The organism is Streptomyces sp. NPDC052016 (genome assembly GCF_044548445.1).
GTDB lineage: Bacteria > Actinomycetota > Actinomycetes > Streptomycetales > Streptomycetaceae > Streptomyces.
In genome coordinates this window covers 20,799-38,460 of sequence record NZ_JBIUBX010000015.1, presented here as the reverse complement: position 1 = coordinate 38,460, position 17,662 = coordinate 20,799, and the positions used below count along the sequence as shown (strand labels likewise).

The window sequence follows — 17,662 nt, the reverse complement described above, 5'->3', positions numbered from 1 at the left end:
GTGGACAACCCGCCCACGCGAAGTCCCGCCCGCCACCTGTCACGAGGGCGACGCCCAGCCTCGCGCGCACGCGCGCCGGCCCGCCCCTCGCAGGTGACGAAGCCCCGCCCTCGCACGCCCAGCGACGTCCCGCCCGACACCCGGCAAGCCGCCCTCGCACGCACAGAAGTCCCGCCCCTCACACCCGGGGCGGGACGTCGCGAAACGGTGAGGTCGGCCGGGTCAGCCGATCTGGGTGCCCGTCGCCGACAGCGCCTCCGTCACCGGCTGGAAGAACGTCTCCCCGCCCGAGGTGCAGTCGCCGCTGCCCCCGGAGGTGAGGCCGATCGCGCTGCCGCCGGAGAAGAGGGAACCGCCGCTGTCGCCGGGCTCGGCGCAGACGTCGGTCTGGATGAGGCCGTTGACGATGTCGCCGTTGCCGTAGTTCACCGTGGCGTCCAGGCCGGTGACCGTGCCGGAGTGCACCTGGGTCGTGGAGCCGCTGCGGGTGACCTGCATGCCGACGGTGGCCTCGGCGGCGCCGGTGATCGCCTGCGTCGAGCCGTTGTAGAGGTTCACCTCGCTCGGGTGGTCGACGTCGGCGGTGTACTTCACGAGGCCGTAGTCGTCCCCGGGGAAGCTGGAGGCCTCGTTGGCGCCGATCCGGGTGCCGGAGGAGTCCGACCAGGTCGAGACGGACTCGGTGCAGTGACCCGCCGTCAGGAAGTAGGGCTCGCCGCCCTTGACCACGTTGAAGCCGAGCGAGCAGCGCCCACCGCCGCCGGTGATGGCGTCGCCGCCCGCGATGAAGGGCTTGAACTCCCCTTTGGTGCGCTGCAGTTCCGCCGTGCCGCCGAGGTCCTCGACGACCTTGGTGAGCGTGGCCCACTCGGCGTCGGAGACCGTGCGGTCGGCGGTGACGACGACCTTGTTGGTGGTCGGGTCGGTCACCCAGGAGGTGCCGGGAATGGCCGCGTCGTTCGTGAGCGTCGTCCGGGCGCTCTTCAACTCGGCGAGGGAGTTCTCGACGAGTCTGGCCTGCGCGCCGGCCGCCTCGACGGTCTTCGCGGCGGCCTCGTCGAGGACGTTCACCACGAGACTCCTGGACTTGGCGTCGTAGTACGTGCCCGCCGCGTCGGCGCCGAGGTCCTGGCCGAGCGTCGAAGCGAGCTTTCCGGCCGCGAGGGCCGTGAGGACCCGGGGCTCGGAGGTTTGCGGGGTCTCACTGGCGTTCGCACTCTGGAAGGTGACTCCCGCGGTGACGAGGGCGGCGACGCCCGCTCCCGCCATGACGGCCCGCCGCCTGGGTATGCGTCGGTGCTTCAACTCGGGTCCTCCTGTGGGGGTCGACCCGGACGGTTATGGGGACCGTCGTGGGCCGGAAGGCTGGGTTGACGGGCGCCCACTCTTCCGAACCCCACAGGGAGCACACAAGGTCGACTTCAGGACGCGCACACCCTGGCCACCGCGCGCCCTCGGTGCCTTCACCACCCCGCGCAAGCCCTTTCATGTCGGGAAAGTTCGCACTGCAAACGCTACGCGTGAGTAACCATGTACGCGGCGGTAAGGTCTGGTCCTGGCCTGATCTCGCCCTCACAGTCGGCCCGTTGGGGCAACTGCCGCTCCACCTCCTCCAGCAACCGCAACAGCTCCGGAGGGAACGGCGGTACCGATGCCGGGTTCCTCCCCACACCCACACCCACGCCCACGCCAGCACCATCCCCAGCAGCCGCAGTTGCTCGGCGCCAAACCGGGGCCCTCACCCCCCGCGGCTGCTCGACGCCCGTGCCCCGCCCTCGGACAGACCGCACCGCCGGACGCGGGTCGGGCCCCGGAAAGGGGGGAGCCCCCGCACGCCGTTGCGTGCGGGGGCTCCCCTGCTGCCGGCCGCAGCTCAGGCCGGGCCCGGATCAGAAGACGCTGACGCCGTAGGCGTTCAGGGCCTCCACCACGGGCTGGAAGAAGGTCGTGCCACCGGAGGTGCAGTTGCCGCTGCCGCCGGAGGTCAGACCGTAGGCGACGCCGTTGCTGCCGTAGAGGGAGCCGCCGGAGTCGCCGGGCTCGGCGCAGACGTTGGTCTGGATCATGCCGTAGACGATGTCGCCGCCGCCGTAGTTGACGGTCGCGTTGAGCGCGGTGACCCGTCCGCTGTGGGTGCCGGTGGTCGAGCCGTCACGGTAGACGGTGGTGCCGACGGTGGGGTTGGCCGCACGCGTGATGTCGACGCCGCCGGCGGTGCCCGACTTGGTGATCGACGTGTTGCTGTACCGGACGATGCCGTAGTCGTTCGTCGGGAAGCTGGAGCCCGCGGTCGGACCGAGGACCGTGGTACGGGCGGAGTTGGAGTACCAGGTGCCCGCGCCGTCGGTGCAGTGACCGGCCGTCAGGAAGTAGTAGTTGCCCGCGCTGTCACGGACGTTGAAGCCGAGGGAGCAGCGCCAGCTACTCGCATAGATGGCGTCGCCGCCTTGGATGTACTTCTGGAACGTGCCCTCGGTGCGCTTGATCGTCAGAGCGTCGGCGTTGACGCCGGCCTGCTCCTTGATCTTCGCGATCTCGGCCTGGGACACCGTGCTGTCGACGGTGACGACGACCCGGTTGGTCTTGCTGTCGACCGCCCAGGCGGTGCCCGGGATGTCGGCCTTGAGCACCGAGCTGCTGGCGCTCTTGAGTTCGGCGGCGCTGAAGGGGGTGGTGTCCGCCGCGCTCGCGTGGGGAATGGCGACGGCGGCCGCGGCGACGAGGCCGGTGGCAACGGCGGTCAGCCGGGTCCGTCTCGTGATGCCGCTGGTGGGGGTGGTGCGCTTGATCCTCACGTTTCGTTCCCTCCCAGGGGAAGTCGGGGGCCCGCGTGGGGTCGGGGCCCGTGAGGCGCAGTCGAGAGGCTCTCCGGCGTCCGGTTTGCGAACACGCCGTGCCCCTGACAAGCGCTGTGGGGGAGTATTCGGCCGAACGGCCGGTCGGCGCAAGGGCGCCTTTCGGCCGTCGACTTTTGAACCAACTCGGTGAGTTGGGCCCGCGATGGACCGTCATCGGGCCCCTTGTCCGCCAGTTGACGGACGGTGGTCGGCGGACCCGGTCGGCCCCGCCTCGGGGCGCTTGCGGCCCTTCCCTCGTCCAGGTCGGGCCGCGTCAGACCCTGACGCGGTCCGTGCCGGCGACCGGCCCGGCCCGGTCCTCTTCGTCCGGTCTCACGCCGAGCAGTGGGTGAAGGCGTACGGCGACGGTCGCGCGCCGCCGACGTCGGCGGTCGTGCGCCCCTCGCCGTCGGGCGCCACCGGCCGCGGGAACCGGAACCGATCGGTACGACCCCGCGCCGCACGGCGTGCAGCAGTCCGCTGCCGACCGGCTCGGGCCGTCAGGGGCGTCCTCCGAATTCCGCAGCCGCGGCCCGACCCCGCCCTCGGCGGCCGGGTCGACGCCGCGTATCCCCCGCAGCGCCGCACGGACCGGCACGACCTCACCGGCCCCCCACGCCCCAGGGATGTCCGGAAGTCGCCCGGCCGGACGGCCCTTCGGCCATTCCGCGCCGGTGCGCGCGAGGGACCCGTGGGGCGCCGGCGCCGTCGCGACAGGGTGCTCGTCCCGTCGCTTCCCGTCGTCGACCGCATCCGCAGTCATACGATCATCTCTGTCATCACGCGGTGATCACTTCCCGGCCGGATCGGACCCGAGTGCGGGCGGAGGGTGGTTCCCCCGTATTCCGTACGGGCGTCTCCGGCCCGCGAGCATCCTCACCACCCGCACTCGTGTCCGAGCGGGACCCCGGCGCGGCGTGCGCGACGACACCCCCGCCGGGAACTGACGGACTAGCAGTCGCAGCCGCAGCCGTCGCAGCCGCAGCTGTCACAGCAGTTCCCGCAGCAGTCGCAGCAGCTGCAGCAGTCGCCGCACCCGCTGCAGTCGCAGTTGGTGCACAGTCCCTCCCTGCGCTGCCGCGACCAGGGGTCCTCGTAGGTGCCGCAGCACATCTGACAGGTGCAGGCGAGGCCGGCCCAGACGGCACAGCCCGCGATCAGCCCCCTCCGGTCACGGTGCGGCGGCTCCGGCGGCAGGGGTGCGCCCGGGCCACCGGGCGGCGCGTACGGGCCCGCGCCGTGGGCGCAGGCGGCGGTGCCGAAGGCGCGGTCGACGGCGACGGGCAGTTCGTGCACGAGCAGCCGGTGGGCCAGCCTCCCGTCGGTGAACTCCGCCTCCCGCAGGGCGAGACGTATGCCGTGCACCGCGTCGTCCGCGAGCCGCCGCGCCTCGGCGAGCGAGGTCCCCGTGGCCGTGAGGGGGTTCCAGGCACCCGACGCGGCGTCGGTCTCCCTGTCCTCGACGGCGTCCAGGAGGTGGGCGAGCCGGCCGAAGAGGCGCCCCGCCTCGGCGAGCGGCTCGGCGTTGCCCGGCCGCCCCGCCAGGATCGCGGTGTGCGCGAAGGCCGCGGCGGTCGCGGTCTCGGTCGGTTCGGTGACCGTCAGGACCGGCGTGCCGGGCCCGGCGAGCGTCTCGATGCCGACCTGCCGGTCCACGGCGTCGACGAGTACGGCGGTGTCGAACCCGACGGCCGATCCGCCGCGGGCTCCCGCCGCACCCCAGCTCGAGGCGACCCGGCGTGCGGCCAGGGCCACCGGCCGCCGCGCCAGCCAGCCGTCCCCGTCGGCGACATGGTCGCGCACCTTTGCGGAGGCCAGCACCAGCGAGACGGCGGCCGCGAGCCGCGCCCCCTCACCCTGAGCGACGGACGCGGTGCGCATCCCGCGCAACGGGCAGGGTCCGGCCGTACGCCGCCATCCGCCGTCCCGCCGCGTCGCCCCGGGTGCCGCCTGAGCTTCCGTCAGGACGGATATCAGCAACCCGTCGTAGTTGGTCACCACCCGCGCGAACTGCCCGTGGTCCTTCCGCAGTGCGAGGCACAGCCCGCACAAATGCGCCATCCACTGGGTCCTGAGCCCTTCACCGAGCCGGTGACGGCACGGCCTGACGATTCCGAACACGACGATCCCCCGTGATCCGTACGACGTTGTGCAGCGCTGAACTGCCGTGAGCTGCCGCATCGTATCGACGGACCGTCACGGGGGAGCGGCTCGCGCGGTTCACCCGTACGCTCCGCCCCTCACCCGTACGCCGTGAAGAATCATATTTCACTCACAGTCAGCAGCCGTATGTGTCGCGACCCTTGGGGCATACGGACTCTCGACGGATCGACTGTGCACCAGTACCGTCACAAACCCCCCGCGCGGCGTCTATCCACTTGGCGCGACATCCGCATCATGGACGACCATGGGGAATGCGGAAAGCAAGCAAGACCGCTGTGAGAGGAGGCGTCCATGGGATCGGTACGCAAGGCGAGCGCCTGGCTGGGCCTCGTCGACGACAACGATGACGAGCGTTACTACGACGACGACTATTCCGAGGGGACCGACTCCGGAGACGCCTGGGTCACCGACCCGCGTGTGAAGGTCGCCACGGACACGGCCGAGGAGAAGGGCCGCCGGATCGGCACCGTGACCCCGGACAGCTTCCGGGACGCGCGGGTGATCGGCGAACTGTTCCGCGAAGGGGTGCCGGTCATCATGAACCTCACGGCCATGGAGCCCGCCGACGCCAAGCGCGTCGTCGACTTCGCGGCCGGGCTGATCTTCGGCCTGCGCGGTTCGATCGAGCGGGTCTCGACCCGCGTGTTCCTGCTGACCCCCGCCAACACGGAGATCGTGAACGGCGACCCGGCCCCGCACCGCGCGGACGGATTCTTCAACCAGAGCTGAGGCAGGGCCGCTCACCGGCCCTGCCCCCCTCCGGGGGTCAGCGGAAGGCGTCGAGCCCGGTGAGCGCCTTGCCCAGCACGAGCTGGTGCATCTCGACGGTGCCCTCGTAGGTGAGCACCGACTCGAGGTTGGTCGCGTGCCGCATCACGGGGTACTCCAGGGAGATCCCGTTGGCGCCCAGGATCGTCCGCGCCGTCCGGCAGATCTCGATCGCCTCCCGTACGTTGTTGAGCTTGCCGAAGCTGACCTGCTCGGGCCGCAGGCGACCGGCGTCCATGCGCCGCCCCAGGTGATGGGCGAGCAGAATCCCCTTGTGCAGTTCGACCGCCATGTCGGCGAGTTTGGCCTGGGTGAGCTGGAAGCCCCCGATCGGCCGCCCGAACTGCTCCCGCGTCCTCGCGTACTCGACGGCGGTCTCGAAGCAGGTGCGCGCCGCCCCCATGGCTCCCCACACGATCCCGTACCGGGCGTGGGACAGGCAGCTGAGCGGGCCCTTGAGCCCGACGACCTCCGGCAGTACGGCGTCGGCGGGCAGCCGTACGTCGTCGAGGACGAGCTCGCTGGTGACGCTGGCCCGCAGGGACCACTTGTGCCGGATCTCGGGCGCGGAGAATCCGGGCACGTCGGTGGGCACGACGAAGCCCCGCACCCCCTCCTCCGTCTGCGCCCACACCACCGCGACGCCCGCGACGGAACCGTTGGTGATCCACATCTTCCGCCCGTTGAGCACCCAGTCGGAGCCGTCCCTCTTGGCGTACGTGCGCATGGAGGCGGGGTCGGATCCGTGGTCGGGTTCGGTCAGCCCGAAGCATCCGATGACCTCGCCGGCTGCCATGCGCGGGAGCCACGCCTGCTTCTGCTCCTCGCTGCCGAACCGGTGCACGGCGTACATGGCGAGGGACCCCTGCACGGAGACGAGGGACCGGATCCCGGAGTCGGCGGCCTCCAGCTCCAGACAGGCGAGCCCGTACTGCACCGCACCGGCCCCGGCGCACCCGTACCCCTGGAGGGACATGCCGAGCGCCCCGATCCCGCCGAGCTCCCGCGCCAGCTCCCGGATCGACGGCAGCTCCCCCGCCTCGTACCAGTCGGCCACGTACGGCAGCACCCGGTCCGCCGCCCAGCGCCGCACGGTGTCCCGCACGGCAAGGTCCTCGGGCGTCAGCAGGTCGTCGAGACCGAGGGGGTCGTAGGGGTCGAAGGGACCGGGGGAAGCCAACTGAGAACCTCCGAGCTGAAAACTAGCACCGCTAGCCGAATCGTCGGCTCCGACGGTACGTCGCCCCACCCCACCCGTCCAGTCCCCACGACGGACGGCGCCCTCGCTCCCGTGCCCGCAGCCGGCCGGTACCCCACGTCTCCGCCGACGGCGCCCGGCCTCGGGGGCGACGCCCTCGATCGGCGGTCACGGGCAGTGCGGAGGTGGGAGGTCCCCCGGGATCAGGCCGAGACGCGGGTCTCGGCGACCCCCCTCTGCCCGGGCAGCTCCACCGCGGGGGAGTCGACCTCGCACTGCATGACCCGCGGCAGCCGCAACGCCATCACGGCCCCCAGCAACAGCAGCCCCGCACTCACGAGCAGCGTCACATGCAGCCCGTGCACGAAACATTCCTGAGCCGTCCGCCGCAGGGTGTCCCCGGCCGGTCCCCCGAGCCGCCCGGCGACCTCGTACGCCTCCCCCAGCGAGTGCCCCGCCGCGGCCGACGCGTCGGCCGGCACCCCGGGCACCGACGACAGCCCGGGCGCGTACGCCGCGTTCATCACGCTGCCCAGCAGGGCGATCCCGATCCCGGCCCCCAGCTGGTACGACGTCTCCCCGATCGCCGCCGCCCCACCGGCCTGCTCCTGCGGAGCCTCGCTCAGCATCGACTCGTACGCCGCGAACAGCGTCGTCTCCAGCCCGAAGCCGAGCAGCACGAAGCCGAACAGCAGCAGCCCCGCGTTGTCCTCACCGCCCATCGCGGTCAGCGTGACCACCGCGGCCGCCGTGAGACAGAACCCCCCGCACACCATCCGCCGAGGTCCGAAGCGCCGCAGCAGGCGTGCCCCCGCCAGGCCGGCCGCCATCGCGGCGAACGTCAGCGGCAGCAGCCGCAGTCCCGTCTCCAGCGGGGACAGTCCCAGCACCAGCTGCAGGTACTGCGCCGCGATCAGCTCCAGACCGACCAGCGCCAGCATGGCCAGCACGATGCACCCCACCGACGTGCTGAACGCCGGCCGCGCGAACATCCGCAGGTCCACCAGGGGATGCCGGCGGCGCCGCTGGCGCCGTACGAAGAGGGCGATCAGCGCCACGCCCGCGACCAGCGGCACGAAGGTGGGGACGTCCGCGTCCCCGCCGCCGAGCCGCTTCACGCCCAGGACGACGCCGAACAGCCCGGCCGCCGCCATCAGCGCGCCCACGACGTCCCACGGGCCGTCCCCCGCACCCCGTGACTCCGGCAGCAGCATCCGCCCCACCGGCAGGCTGACCAGCATCAGCGGGATGTTGACGAGGAAGACCGAGCCCCACCAGAAGTGCTCGAGGAGGAAGCCTCCGAGCAGCGGCCCGACCGCCGCGCCGACCGCGGCGACCGCGCTCCAGATGCCGATCGCGAGCGCCCGCTCGCGTCGGTCGGGGAACACCTGCCGCAGGATCGACAACGTCGCCGGCATGATCATCGCGCCGCCGACCCCGAGCAGCGCCCGCGCGACGATGAGCAGCTCGGCGCTCCCGGCGAACGCCGCCATCGCGGAGGCGACGCCGAACAGCGCGTACCCGAGCAGCAGCACCCTTCTGCGACCCACCTTGTCACCGAGCGTGCCGAAGAGGATCAGCAGCGAGGCGCAGACGAGCGGGTAGGTGTCGACGATCCAGAGCAGTTCGATCGCGCCGGGCCGGAGGTCCTCGGTGACAGCGGGCACCGCGACGTGCAGCACGGTCGCGTCGACGGCGACCAGGAGCAGGCTGACGCACAGCACGACGAGCACGATCCAGCGGTTGGCACCGGCCCCGGCCGCCCGACGGCGCAGCCCGACGGCAGCCGTGGTCGTCCCGGACATGTACGTACCTCCCAGGTGTCCTCGGGTTCGGCGGGCTCGCGGGGTGGGGACTCCCCGCGACTCGGCCGGAGAGGAGCGGTGGTCTCCGGCCCGCGCAAACGAACGGCGAGTGACACGCAGCGTACGCGAGTTCGCGGCTCGGCCACGTGGCGGACCTCTCACAGTCCGGGGGAACCCATGTGGCGTACACCACTCTTCTCACCGGTCCGGACACCCCGGCGCACCGCCCACCTGCACGTCCGGCCGATAATCGGGCCCGTGACCGATCTTGGAACGCGCGGGGCGCCCCCCGGCTCCGCCGCTCTGCGCCGGGCGGCCCCGGCCCTCGTGGGGTACGCGGCCGTGCGCGCCCTGGGCCTGCTCGCCCTCGCCCTGTGGAGCGCCGCGCGGGACAAGAGCCCGTACACCTTGTTGACGGCGCGCTGGGACGCGCTGTGGTACACGCGGGTCGCCGAACTGGGGTACGGCTACGAGGTGCGGCTGCCGAACGGCGACGTGCACTCCAACCTCGCGTTCTTCCCGCTGCTGCCGTGGCTGGAGCGCCTGCTGCACGCGGTGAGCCCGCTGTCGTACGCCGACGCCGGTTTCGTCGTCTCCCTGCTCGCCTCGCTCGCCGCCGCCTGGGGGATCTTCGCGGTCGCCGACCATGTGCACGGCAGCCGGGCGGGGGTGTGCGCGGTGCTGCTGTGGGCGGTGCTGCCGGTCGGGATCGTGCAGTCGATGGCGTACAGCGAGTCGCTGTTCACCGCGCTGGCCGCCTGGTCGCTGTACGCGGTGCTCACCGGCCGGTGGGTGACCGCAGGCGCGCTGGCGTCGCTGGCCGGGCTGACCCGGCCGGTGGGGCTCGCCGTGGTGGCCGCGGTCTGGGTGGCCGGCGCGCTCTCGTTCGTGGGAACCCGAGGCGCGGAGCCCACCGACGGCGCGCGGACGCCCGTACGCGCCGCCCGGTCGTCCGCCGACGCCCCTCTCCCGCGTGACCGGAGCACCCCAGGCGCCCCCACCGTGCGACGCACTCTCGGGCTTCTCCTCGCGCCTCTCGGCGCCGCCGGTTACGTCCTGTGGGTGGGCCACCACACCGGCAAGGGCACCTTCGGTTACCTCGACGTCCAGGCGGGCTGGCGCAACGGGTTCGACGGCGGCTACGCCTTCGCCCGCTTCATCATCGACAAGTTCACGTCAATTCCGTCGGCCTTCGCCGGCGTCGGGCTGATCGTCGGCGTCGCTCTGCTCGTCTGGCTGTACGTCGTCTGTGTACGACAGCGCCAACCGCTTCCGCTGCTGGTGTACGCGGGTGTGGTGCTGACGCTCGCCCTGTGCGCGTCGAGCTACTTCGGCTCGAAACCGCGTCTGCTGATGCCCGCGTTCCCGCTGCTGTTCCCCCTCGCCGTGGCCCTCGCCCGGCTGCGGACGCCGAGATCCGCGCTGGTGGTGGCGGGTGTCGCCCTGGTGTCGGCCGTGTACGGCGCGTGGTGGCTGAACGGCTCCGGTCCCCCATGACCGACTGCGTACTACCAGTGAGCACACGGGGAATGGGACACCGGCATTAAGGAACCCATTCATAAGTTCCCAAAAACCGTCCCCCGGAATGATCAAAGGAATTGAAGGGAGCAGTGGTGGGGGATTACGCATTCCGGAGGAATAAGCGCTGCCCTGAGAGCAATCCCACATCACATCGTCATCACAAAGCCGTGGATTCGCAGGAGAAGTGAGCTCACTCGCTGTAACGTCGATTGGGTGCGTACCGAACGAAACCTCACCCGTCTGGACCGGGTGTTCGCCAGGCTCGACCGTGAGCCAGAACGGCCGTCCCACATCGATGTGCCGAAGATGAGCAGGCACAGGGTCGCGCTGTTCTGCGCGACCCTCGCCTTCTACCTGGCCATCGTGTGGCTCGTGGTGATCACGTCGTGGCTGGTCCGCCTCGACTGGCAGGTCATGTTCTTCCGGCCGTACCAGCAGTGGTCCGAAATCCACTGGTTCGTCGACTACTACGTGGTCCTCGGCCAGCGCGGCCCCACCGCCGTGATGGTCGCCGCCTGGCTCGGCTGGAGATCCTGGCGCCAGCACACCCTGCGCCCCCTGCTCGCCCTCGGCGTCTCACTGCTGCTGCTGAACGTCACCGTCGGCGCCGCCAAGATCGGCATGGGCCGCCTCGGACCGCACTACGCCACCACCATCGGCTCGAACGAGATGGGTCTGGGCGGCGATATATTTCCCAGCGGCCACACGGCCAACGCGGTCGTGACCTGGGGAATCCTGGCGTATCTGGCCTCCACGCCGAGAGCCCGCCGCTGGCTGTCCGCCCTCTCCGCGGTCACCTCGCTCGGCGTCGGCCTGGCCACGGTCTATCTCGGTACGCACTGGCTGAGCGACGTGATCCTCGGCTGGGCCGCCGGCCTGCTGATCCTGCTCGCGCTGCCCTGGTTCGAGCCGCTGATCGCCCGCACCGAGGCCTGGATCTTCGACCTGCGCGACCGCTGGCGCACCCGCGGCATCACCACGGGGTCCGCGCCCACCCCGGTCCCGGTGCCGGTGTCGATCAAGTCGCGCCCCGCGTCCCCGGACGAAACCCCCGCCGCCTGCTCCCCCAGGGCGCCGGTCTACCTGGCCCCCGGCCCGCACACGGCCCGTTCGGAGCGCACCCCGGTCACGCCCGTCGGCGGCCGGCGCCCACCGCACTCCGACCGGCTGCCCCGCGGTACGACCACCTCGGCCCGCCCGTGACAGACGGCTGACCGGCCCCGGGGCCCCTCGGGTACGCACCACCCGGCCCCGCACGCGAAGCCCCGGTTCCTGGTCCAGGAACCGGGGCTTCGTCGTCACCGGACCGGCGGCCGGGCGCTCGCCGTCACCCGGACGGCCCAGGCGCGCCCGGCGATCTCAGCCCTTCCAGGCGCGGGTCACGCGTCCGTCCCTCACCTCGAAGTTCAGCCGCCCCACTCGGTACTCCATGGTGATGATCGTCCCCGGCGCCAGCGAGCGCACCGTCGACCACCCCCGTTCACGGGCGAGCCGCTCGGCGCGCGCGGCCTCGAGGCCGACGTACCCGTCCGGACTGTCCTGGGGCTCCGCTGGCGGAGTGGGAATCGGTGCCATACCGCCACGCTAGGCCGACGGCCCCGTCCCGGGAAGCCGGACCAGAGATGTGGATCACTCCGGTCACACTTCTGTCACAGGATCACGACACGTGTTTCGGTGGCCGCGACTACCGCCGATGCAGCAACGGGCATCACACGTACGAGCGGTTCCCTGAGCCTTCCGCGCGTATTCGAACGCAATTCCCGCGTGTCGTCCGGGCCCCTCGAATAACCGGGCGGAAAGATCCCGGAGAACCGTCCCCGGAACCCGCTCCCCTCCCATTCCGCAACGACTCCGCGACAGCCGTATCCTCATAGGAAATACACGGCTCCCCCACATATCCTCCGTACGCCCCCGTCGGCGCGCGCGGCGGCGCGAGCATCATGGCGGCAGCTCACGGGCACCCGTGCGGCGCGGGCGACGGCGGGCCCGGGGCGCGACGAGCGAAGGGGCGAGCGAGCGATGGGGACGGAGACCGTACCGGCGGCGGCGCGAGTCGTACGGGTCAGGAGGAGCGGCCGGGTGGTCGTCGACTGGCTGACCACCACCGACCACAAGAAGATCGGCCACCTCTACCTGATCACGTCGTTCGCGTTCTTCCTGATCGGCGGGGCCATGGCGCTGATCATGCGCGCCGAGCTCGCCCGGCCGGGACTGCAGATCGTGACCAACGAGCAGTTCAACGAGCTGTTCACGATGCATGGCACGATCATGCTTCTGCTGTTCGCGACACCGAGCTTCGCGGGCTTCGCCAACGAGCTGATGCCGCTGCAGATCGGCTCCCCCGACGTGGCCTTCCCACGGTTGAACATGTTGTCGTACTGGCTGTTCCTCTTCGGCGGTCTGATCGTGCTCGGCTCGCTGCTGGTGCCGAGCGGGCCGGCCTCCTTCGGCTGGTTCGCCTACGCCCCGCTGAACAGCCTGGAACGCTCCCCCGGCATCGGCCCCGACCTGTGGATCATGGGCCTGGCGCTGGCCGGCTTCGGCACGATCCTCGGCGCGGTCAACTTCATCACCACCATCATCGGGATGCGTGCGCCGGGCATGACGATGTTCCGGATGCCGATCTTCACGTGGAACACGCTCTTCACGTCGATCCTGATCCTGATGGCGTTCCCGGTGCTGGCCGCCGCGCTGCTGGTCCTGGAGGCGGACCGGCGGTTCGGGGCGCAGGTGTTCGACGCGGCCAACGGCGGGGCGCTGCTGTGGCAGCACCTGTTCTGGTTCTTCGGGCATCCCGAGGTGTACATCATCGCGCTGCCGTTCTTCGGGATCATCACGGAGATCATCCCGGTCTTCAGCCGCAAGCCGATCTTCGGCTATCTGACGCTGGTCGGCGCGACCATGGCGATCACCGGCCTGTCCGTGGTGGTGTGGGCGCACCACATGTTCGCGACCGGCGCGGTCCTCCTGCCGTTCTTCTCCTTCATGTCGTTCCTGATCGCGGTGCCGACGGGCGTGAAGTTCTTCAACTGGACCGGGACCATGCTGAAGGGCTCGGTGTCCTTCGAGACGCCGATGCTGTGGGCGGTGGGGTTCCTCGTGACGTTCCTCTTCGGCGGTCTGACCGGGGTGATCCTGGCGTCGCCGCCCATGGACTTCCACGTCACCGACTCGTACTTCGTGGTGGCGCACTTCCACTACGTCGTCTTCGGCACGGTGGTCTTCGCGATCTTCGCCGGGCTCTTCTTCTGGTGGCCCAAGTTCACGGGAAAGCTGCTCGACGAACGGCTCGGCAAGATCCAGTTCTGGACGCTGTTCGTCGGCTTCCACACCACGTTCCTGGTGCAGCACTGGCTGGGCGCGGAGGGCATGCCCCGCCGCTACCCGGACTACCTCGCCGCGGACGGCTTCACCGCCCTGAACACCGTCTCCACGATCGGCGCGTTCCTGCTCGGCCTGTCGACGCTGCCGTTCCTCTACAACGTCTGGAAGACCGCCATGTACGGCGAGAAGGTCGAGGTCGACGACCCCTGGGGCTTCGGCCGCTCCCTGGAGTGGGCGACCTCCTGCCCGCCGCCCCGGCACAACTTCACCGCGCTGCCCCGGATCCGTTCGGAGTCCCCGGCGTTCGACCTGCGCTACCCGGAGTACGCGGCGCAGATCCCGCAGCCCGAGCCAAAGAAGCATCAAGCCGGTCACGAGCCGTCCTGATCGCCTCGATCAGCTCCACGGGCTCCAGCACCTCGAACGGGAGGCCCGTCATCAGCACGTGGATCACCATCACGTCGAGGCTCGCGGCCCCGGTGCGCAGGACGCAGGCGTCCGGCCCGTCGGCCTCCAGGGTCCCAGCGGACGGCGAGACCCGCTCGGCGGCCTCCTCCAGCGGCACCAGCAGCCGGACGACCGCCTGGGTGGCGTACGCGCGGGTGGAGACGCCCCGGGAGACGTACGCCGCGAGGTCGTCGGCGGGAGGTGTGCGCGGGGCGAAACGCGGGCCGTGCGGCGGCTTCGGCGTGAGGCGGTCCACGCGGAACGTACGCCAGTCCGCGCGGTCGAGGTCCCAGGCGACCAGGTACCAGCGGCGTTCGGTGCAGACCAGGCGGTGGGGTTCGACGGTGCGGCGGGTGACCACGCCGTCGTGGCCGCGGTAGTCGAAGCGCAGGCGCTCGGTGTCCCGGCACAGGTGGGCCAGTTCGGTGAGGACGGCAGGGTCGACGGCGGAGGGCTGGGGGCCGCGCAGCATCGGGACGGTGAAGGCGTTCAGGGCACTCACGCGGCGGCGCAGGCGGTGCGGCAGCACCTGCTCCAGCTTCGCCAGGGCCCGTACGGAGGCCTCGCCGATGCCCTCGATGCCCTGCCCGGCGGCCGTGCGCAGCCCGACGGCGACGGCGACCGCCTCGTCGTCGTCCAGGAGCAGCGGCGGCAGCTCGGCTCCGGCGCCGAGCTGGTAGCCGCCGCCCGTGCCCGGGCTGGCGTTGACGGGGTAGCCCAGCTCCCGCAGCCGTTCCACGTCCCGGCGGACCGTGCGGGCGGTGACGCCGAGCCGTTCGGCCAGTTCGGCGCCGGACCACTCGCGGTGGGCCTGGAGGAGGGAGAGCAGACGCAGCAGTCGGGCGGAGGTCTCCAGCATGGCGCCGAGTCTGCCAGGGCCGGGAGCGGCCGCACGCCCCCGCGCGCCACGCGCGCGCGGCCCCGCCCGGCGGGCACACCGGGTGGGGCCGTGCGGCCCGAGGGGTGTCAGAAGTTCAGGCGCAGCCCCGGCATGATCAGGTCCGGATCGCCGCCGATGGCGGCCCGGTTGGCGGTGTAGAGCCGCTGCCAGGTGGTTCCGTTCCGGGCGGCGATGGTGCTGAGCGTGTCGCCCTCGCGGACGGTGTAGTCGCCGCCGCGGGAGCTGTCCCGGGAGCCGTGGCCCGTCGAGCGCTCGGGAGCCTTCGCCGACGACTGCGACGAGCCGTTCGTGGACGAGCCCGACGTCGGCGAACCGGTCCGTGGCGAACCGGTCCGCGAGCCCGACTCGCTGGACCCCGACGGAGCGGAGGCCGAGCCGGCCGAGGGAGCGTCCGGTGCGCTGCCGGAGGCTCCGGCGCGCGCCGAGCAGGTGGGCCACGCGCCCCATCCCTGGGCCCGCTGCACCTTGGTGGCGACGGAGATCTGCTGCTGCTTGGTGGCCTGGTCGGCGGTGGGCGCGTAGGCGGTGCCGCCGTACGCGCGCCAGGTGGAGGCGGAGAACTGCAGTCCGCCGTAGTAGCCGTTGCCGGTGTTGATGTGCCAGTTGCCGCCGCTCTCGCACCGGGCGATGCGGTCCCACACCCCGCCGTCCGCCGCCGCGGCGTTGCCGCTCGCGGCCAGCACGCCCAGCGGGGCGAGGAGCGCCGCTCCGGCGAGGACCGCCGTCGTGCGCGCCTTGCCGGCGCGGGCGTCGACGCGGGTGTTGTCGGCACAGTCGGACATGTAGATCCCTCTCTACGGACCCGGGCTCCCCCTGAACGGGGCGCGACCGTCCGCGCGGGGGCGCGGTCGACGCGCTCCGGCCCGTTCGCCGGTGGTGGTGCTGCGCGGTGTCTGGCTCTGCGCGGCCGGCGGACGTACCCGAGCGGTGCTCGTTGCACACAGCCGCGCAATCTAGGGACGTTGCCGAACCGTTATCAAGCAACTCGCAGTTCTCGCAGGCCAGTTCGGCGTTACCGAAGGTATCGGCGAATTTCGGCCACCCACTTCATGCACGGATTTCCGGATTTGTCGACCAAGATCCCGAGCGGCCTGTGGCCCACTTCACGCAGCCAACTCCCGTCCGATGTCGGCCACTTGACGATGAGTGCCCCATTCCGCACGAACCGTCACCGTGCGCGCAGGGCGATGCGATTCCGTTCACCGAGCAGCGTGACCCCCGCCACAGATCGGCCGTTGTCTCTTCATGAGCCGGGGCGTCGACCCGGCCACGACAACGCACCGCATCCGAGGGAGTCACCCGTGCCGCGCATGCTCGACGTCAGCGACGAGGTACGCGCCGAGATCGGCGACGAAGAAGCCGACCGGCTGCTCGCCGGAGAGAACGCCCCGGGCAGTTACGACTGCACGTCCTGCCGCACCCCGGGCGACTCCGAGCTCGAGCGCACCAGCACCGTCCTGTTCATCGGGGACGAGACCGCCGTCCTCGCCTTCGCCCACGCCACCTGCCTGCCCTCGCAGGTCGTCCAGGTCACCGAGGAGCAACTGCGGGGCGCCGTCCGCTCCATCAGCGGCGACACCGTCGACCTGGACCCGCAGAAGGTCGTGCCCGAACAGGCCGTGCTCGGTGTCACCAGCGGACTCGTCCTGATCGCCGGGGAGTTGCACCCGGCCCTGGTCGTCGAGCCGACCGCGCCCATCGTCCGGCCCGGCGCCATCGGCGTCGGCGACGACTTCCTGCCGCTCCTCATCGAGCAGGGCTTCATGCCGCTGACCGAGCTGTCCGAGGTGCCGCCGGTGCGGCACGGGTGGTCCGTGCTGCTGGCGATGGGGCAGCTCCACGCCGTGCTGCAGCCGTCCGCGAACGGCGGACAGCCGGTGGCCTGGTGGCAGGCGCACCAGCCGCTGCAGGTGACGGACGGCTGGCGGGCCGCCGCCAACAAGCACCAGCAGGTGCTGATGTTCGCGGCTCCGGTCGGTTCCATCGGGCGTCAGCCCCGCGAGGACCTGCTGCGGGACGCGCTGGACAAGGCGGCGGCCAACGGCAAGCTCGTCGGCGCGGCCCTGCCGCTGGCGGGGACCTGAGCACCGCCCCGGCAGGGCACCGCCGACGGTCGGCGGTCGCGGCTCGTTCCCTGCCTGCCGCGCCCGCGCCGCGGAGCCGCACGTCGATGCGGCCCGCGCCCCTTTCGGGCGCGGTACAGCCGCATCCCTTCCAGTCCAACCTCGTTTGGACATACGTGCACACCTACGACGTTCCCCGCCGCCAGGCCTACCAGTCGATCCCGTCCGCGCGACCGGCTCCGGACCCCCAGGGCGGCCCATCGGCCACGCCGATCTACGACGCGCTCTACTCCGAGTACGTCAAGTCGTTCCGATCGCTGCCGGGGGATCGCAGCGGGGAGGAAGACCTGGGGTTCACCGCCTTCGGGAACATCCCGCACAGTACGGGATCGTTCACCAGCTCGTTCAGCGGCAACTACAGCGCCTACAGCGCGGGCGCGCAGAGCGCGCGCAACGGGATCGGGCAGCAGGCGCAGTGGCAGCGGGTCGGACCGATCGGGCAGACGGGCCGGCAGTCCGAGCCCACGGGAACGCACCACGTCCCGGCGGCCCTGCCACCGGCCCCGCGAAGGGGCTTCTGAGCCAAGGCCGTTCAGGACACGGCTGGAGGGCGGCACCCCCAACGGGGTGCCGCC

Annotated in this window: 13 protein-coding genes and 1 pseudogene; 6 read left to right on the top strand and 8 right to left on the bottom strand. The window is 71.5% G+C overall.

The window, feature by feature from the left end:
- Nucleotides 1-222: 222 nt before the first annotated feature.
- From ACIHAR_RS19725 to ACIHAR_RS19715, 3 genes are all read right to left on the bottom strand, one after another.
- On the bottom strand, nucleotides 223-1,269 hold the full coding sequence (locus tag ACIHAR_RS19725) for a S1 family peptidase (protein ID WP_400020860.1): 1,047 nt from the start codon (nucleotides 1,267-1,269) through the stop codon (nucleotides 223-225).
- A gap of 620 nt (nucleotides 1,270-1,889) precedes the next feature.
- The gene (locus ACIHAR_RS19720; protein ID WP_365469572.1) at nucleotides 1,890-2,795 is read right to left on the bottom strand and encodes a S1 family peptidase; all 906 of its coding nucleotides are present in this window, start codon (nucleotides 2,793-2,795) and stop codon (nucleotides 1,890-1,892) included.
- Between the two features lie 993 nt (nucleotides 2,796-3,788).
- Nucleotides 3,789-4,898: a DUF5685 family protein gene (locus tag ACIHAR_RS19715; protein ID WP_400020689.1), complete on the bottom strand. Its 1,110-nt coding sequence runs from the start codon at nucleotides 4,896-4,898 to the stop codon at nucleotides 3,789-3,791.
- A 393-nt stretch (nucleotides 4,899-5,291) separates the two neighbouring features.
- Here ACIHAR_RS19715 and ACIHAR_RS19710 point away from each other — a divergent pair, with 393 nt between their 5' ends.
- Nucleotides 5,292-5,729, top strand: coding sequence for a cell division protein SepF (locus tag ACIHAR_RS19710; protein ID WP_365469581.1), 438 nt, complete (start codon nucleotides 5,292-5,294; stop codon nucleotides 5,727-5,729).
- A gap of 37 nt (nucleotides 5,730-5,766) precedes the next feature.
- On the opposite strand, the gene ACIHAR_RS19705 is transcribed toward ACIHAR_RS19710, so the two are convergent.
- Both ACIHAR_RS19705 and ACIHAR_RS19700 read right to left on the bottom strand, forming a co-directional pair.
- Nucleotides 5,767-6,948, bottom strand: a complete 1,182-nt coding sequence (locus ACIHAR_RS19705; RefSeq protein WP_365469584.1) for an acyl-CoA dehydrogenase family protein — start codon at nucleotides 6,946-6,948, stop codon at nucleotides 5,767-5,769.
- Nucleotides 6,949-7,169: 221 nt separating this feature from the next.
- Complete coding sequence (locus ACIHAR_RS19700; protein ID WP_365469587.1) at nucleotides 7,170-8,771, bottom strand: MFS transporter; 1,602 nt, start codon at nucleotides 8,769-8,771, stop codon at nucleotides 7,170-7,172.
- A gap of 258 nt (nucleotides 8,772-9,029) precedes the next feature.
- Between ACIHAR_RS19700 and ACIHAR_RS19695 the strand changes: the two genes are divergently transcribed.
- Entirely contained in the window at nucleotides 9,030-10,268 is a 1,239-nt protein-coding gene (locus tag ACIHAR_RS19695) for a mannosyltransferase family protein (RefSeq protein ID WP_400020686.1), read from the top strand.
- Between the two features lie 237 nt (nucleotides 10,269-10,505).
- Entirely contained in the window at nucleotides 10,506-11,495 is a 990-nt protein-coding gene (locus ACIHAR_RS19690; RefSeq protein ID WP_365469593.1) for a phosphatase PAP2 family protein, read from the top strand.
- A 156-nt stretch (nucleotides 11,496-11,651) separates the two neighbouring features.
- Here ACIHAR_RS19690 and ACIHAR_RS19685 read toward each other — a convergent pair whose 3' ends face one another.
- Nucleotides 11,652-11,867 (bottom strand): I78 family peptidase inhibitor, encoded by a 216-nt coding sequence (locus tag ACIHAR_RS19685; protein WP_365469595.1) that lies wholly within the window; start codon nucleotides 11,865-11,867, stop codon nucleotides 11,652-11,654.
- Nucleotides 11,868-12,311: 444 nt separating this feature from the next.
- Here ACIHAR_RS19685 and ctaD point away from each other — a divergent pair.
- Nucleotides 12,312-13,838: pseudogene (gene ctaD / locus ACIHAR_RS19680) on the top strand (cytochrome c oxidase subunit I); the annotation flags it as partial.
- Between the two features lie 43 nt (nucleotides 13,839-13,881).
- Here ctaD and ACIHAR_RS19675 read toward each other — a convergent pair.
- Together ACIHAR_RS19675 and ACIHAR_RS19670 are read right to left on the bottom strand one after the other, a co-directional pair.
- Entirely contained in the window at nucleotides 13,882-14,922 is a 1,041-nt protein-coding gene (locus ACIHAR_RS19675) for a YafY family protein (RefSeq protein ID WP_365469598.1), read from the bottom strand.
- A 107-nt stretch (nucleotides 14,923-15,029) separates the two neighbouring features.
- Nucleotides 15,030-15,746, bottom strand: a complete 717-nt coding sequence (locus tag ACIHAR_RS19670) for a transglycosylase family protein (protein WP_365469601.1) — start codon at nucleotides 15,744-15,746, stop codon at nucleotides 15,030-15,032.
- A 519-nt stretch (nucleotides 15,747-16,265) separates the two neighbouring features.
- Between ACIHAR_RS19670 and ACIHAR_RS19665 the strand changes: the two genes are divergently transcribed.
- The gene (locus ACIHAR_RS19665) at nucleotides 16,266-17,048 is read left to right on the top strand and encodes a hypothetical protein (RefSeq protein WP_400020683.1); all 783 of its coding nucleotides are present in this window, start codon (nucleotides 16,266-16,268) and stop codon (nucleotides 17,046-17,048) included.
- A gap of 155 nt (nucleotides 17,049-17,203) precedes the next feature.
- Nucleotides 17,204-17,608, top strand: a complete 405-nt coding sequence (locus ACIHAR_RS19660) for a hypothetical protein (protein WP_365469607.1) — start codon at nucleotides 17,204-17,206, stop codon at nucleotides 17,606-17,608.
- The last annotated feature ends 54 nt before the right edge of the window (nucleotides 17,609-17,662 follow it).

Bases quoted from the DNA above. Each gene is read 5' to 3' on its own strand.
- ACIHAR_RS19725 (WP_400020860.1), bottom strand. From the start codon at position 1,269: ATGGCGGGAGCGGGCGTCGCCGCCCTCGTCACCGCGGGAGTCACCTTC.
- ACIHAR_RS19715 (WP_400020689.1), bottom strand. From the start codon at position 4,898: ATGGCGCATTTGTGCGGGCTGTGCCTCGCACTGCGGAAGGACCACGGG.
- ACIHAR_RS19710 (WP_365469581.1), top strand. From the start codon at position 5,292: ATGGGATCGGTACGCAAGGCGAGCGCCTGGCTGGGCCTCGTCGACGAC.
- ACIHAR_RS19700 (WP_365469587.1), bottom strand. From the start codon at position 8,771: ATGTCCGGGACGACCACGGCTGCCGTCGGGCTGCGCCGTCGGGCGGCC.
- ACIHAR_RS19685 (WP_365469595.1), bottom strand. From the start codon at position 11,867: ATGGCACCGATTCCCACTCCGCCAGCGGAGCCCCAGGACAGTCCGGAC.
- ACIHAR_RS19675 (WP_365469598.1), bottom strand. From the start codon at position 14,922: ATGCTGGAGACCTCCGCCCGACTGCTGCGTCTGCTCTCCCTCCTCCAG.
- ACIHAR_RS19670 (WP_365469601.1), bottom strand. From the start codon at position 15,746: ATGTCCGACTGTGCCGACAACACCCGCGTCGACGCCCGCGCCGGCAAG.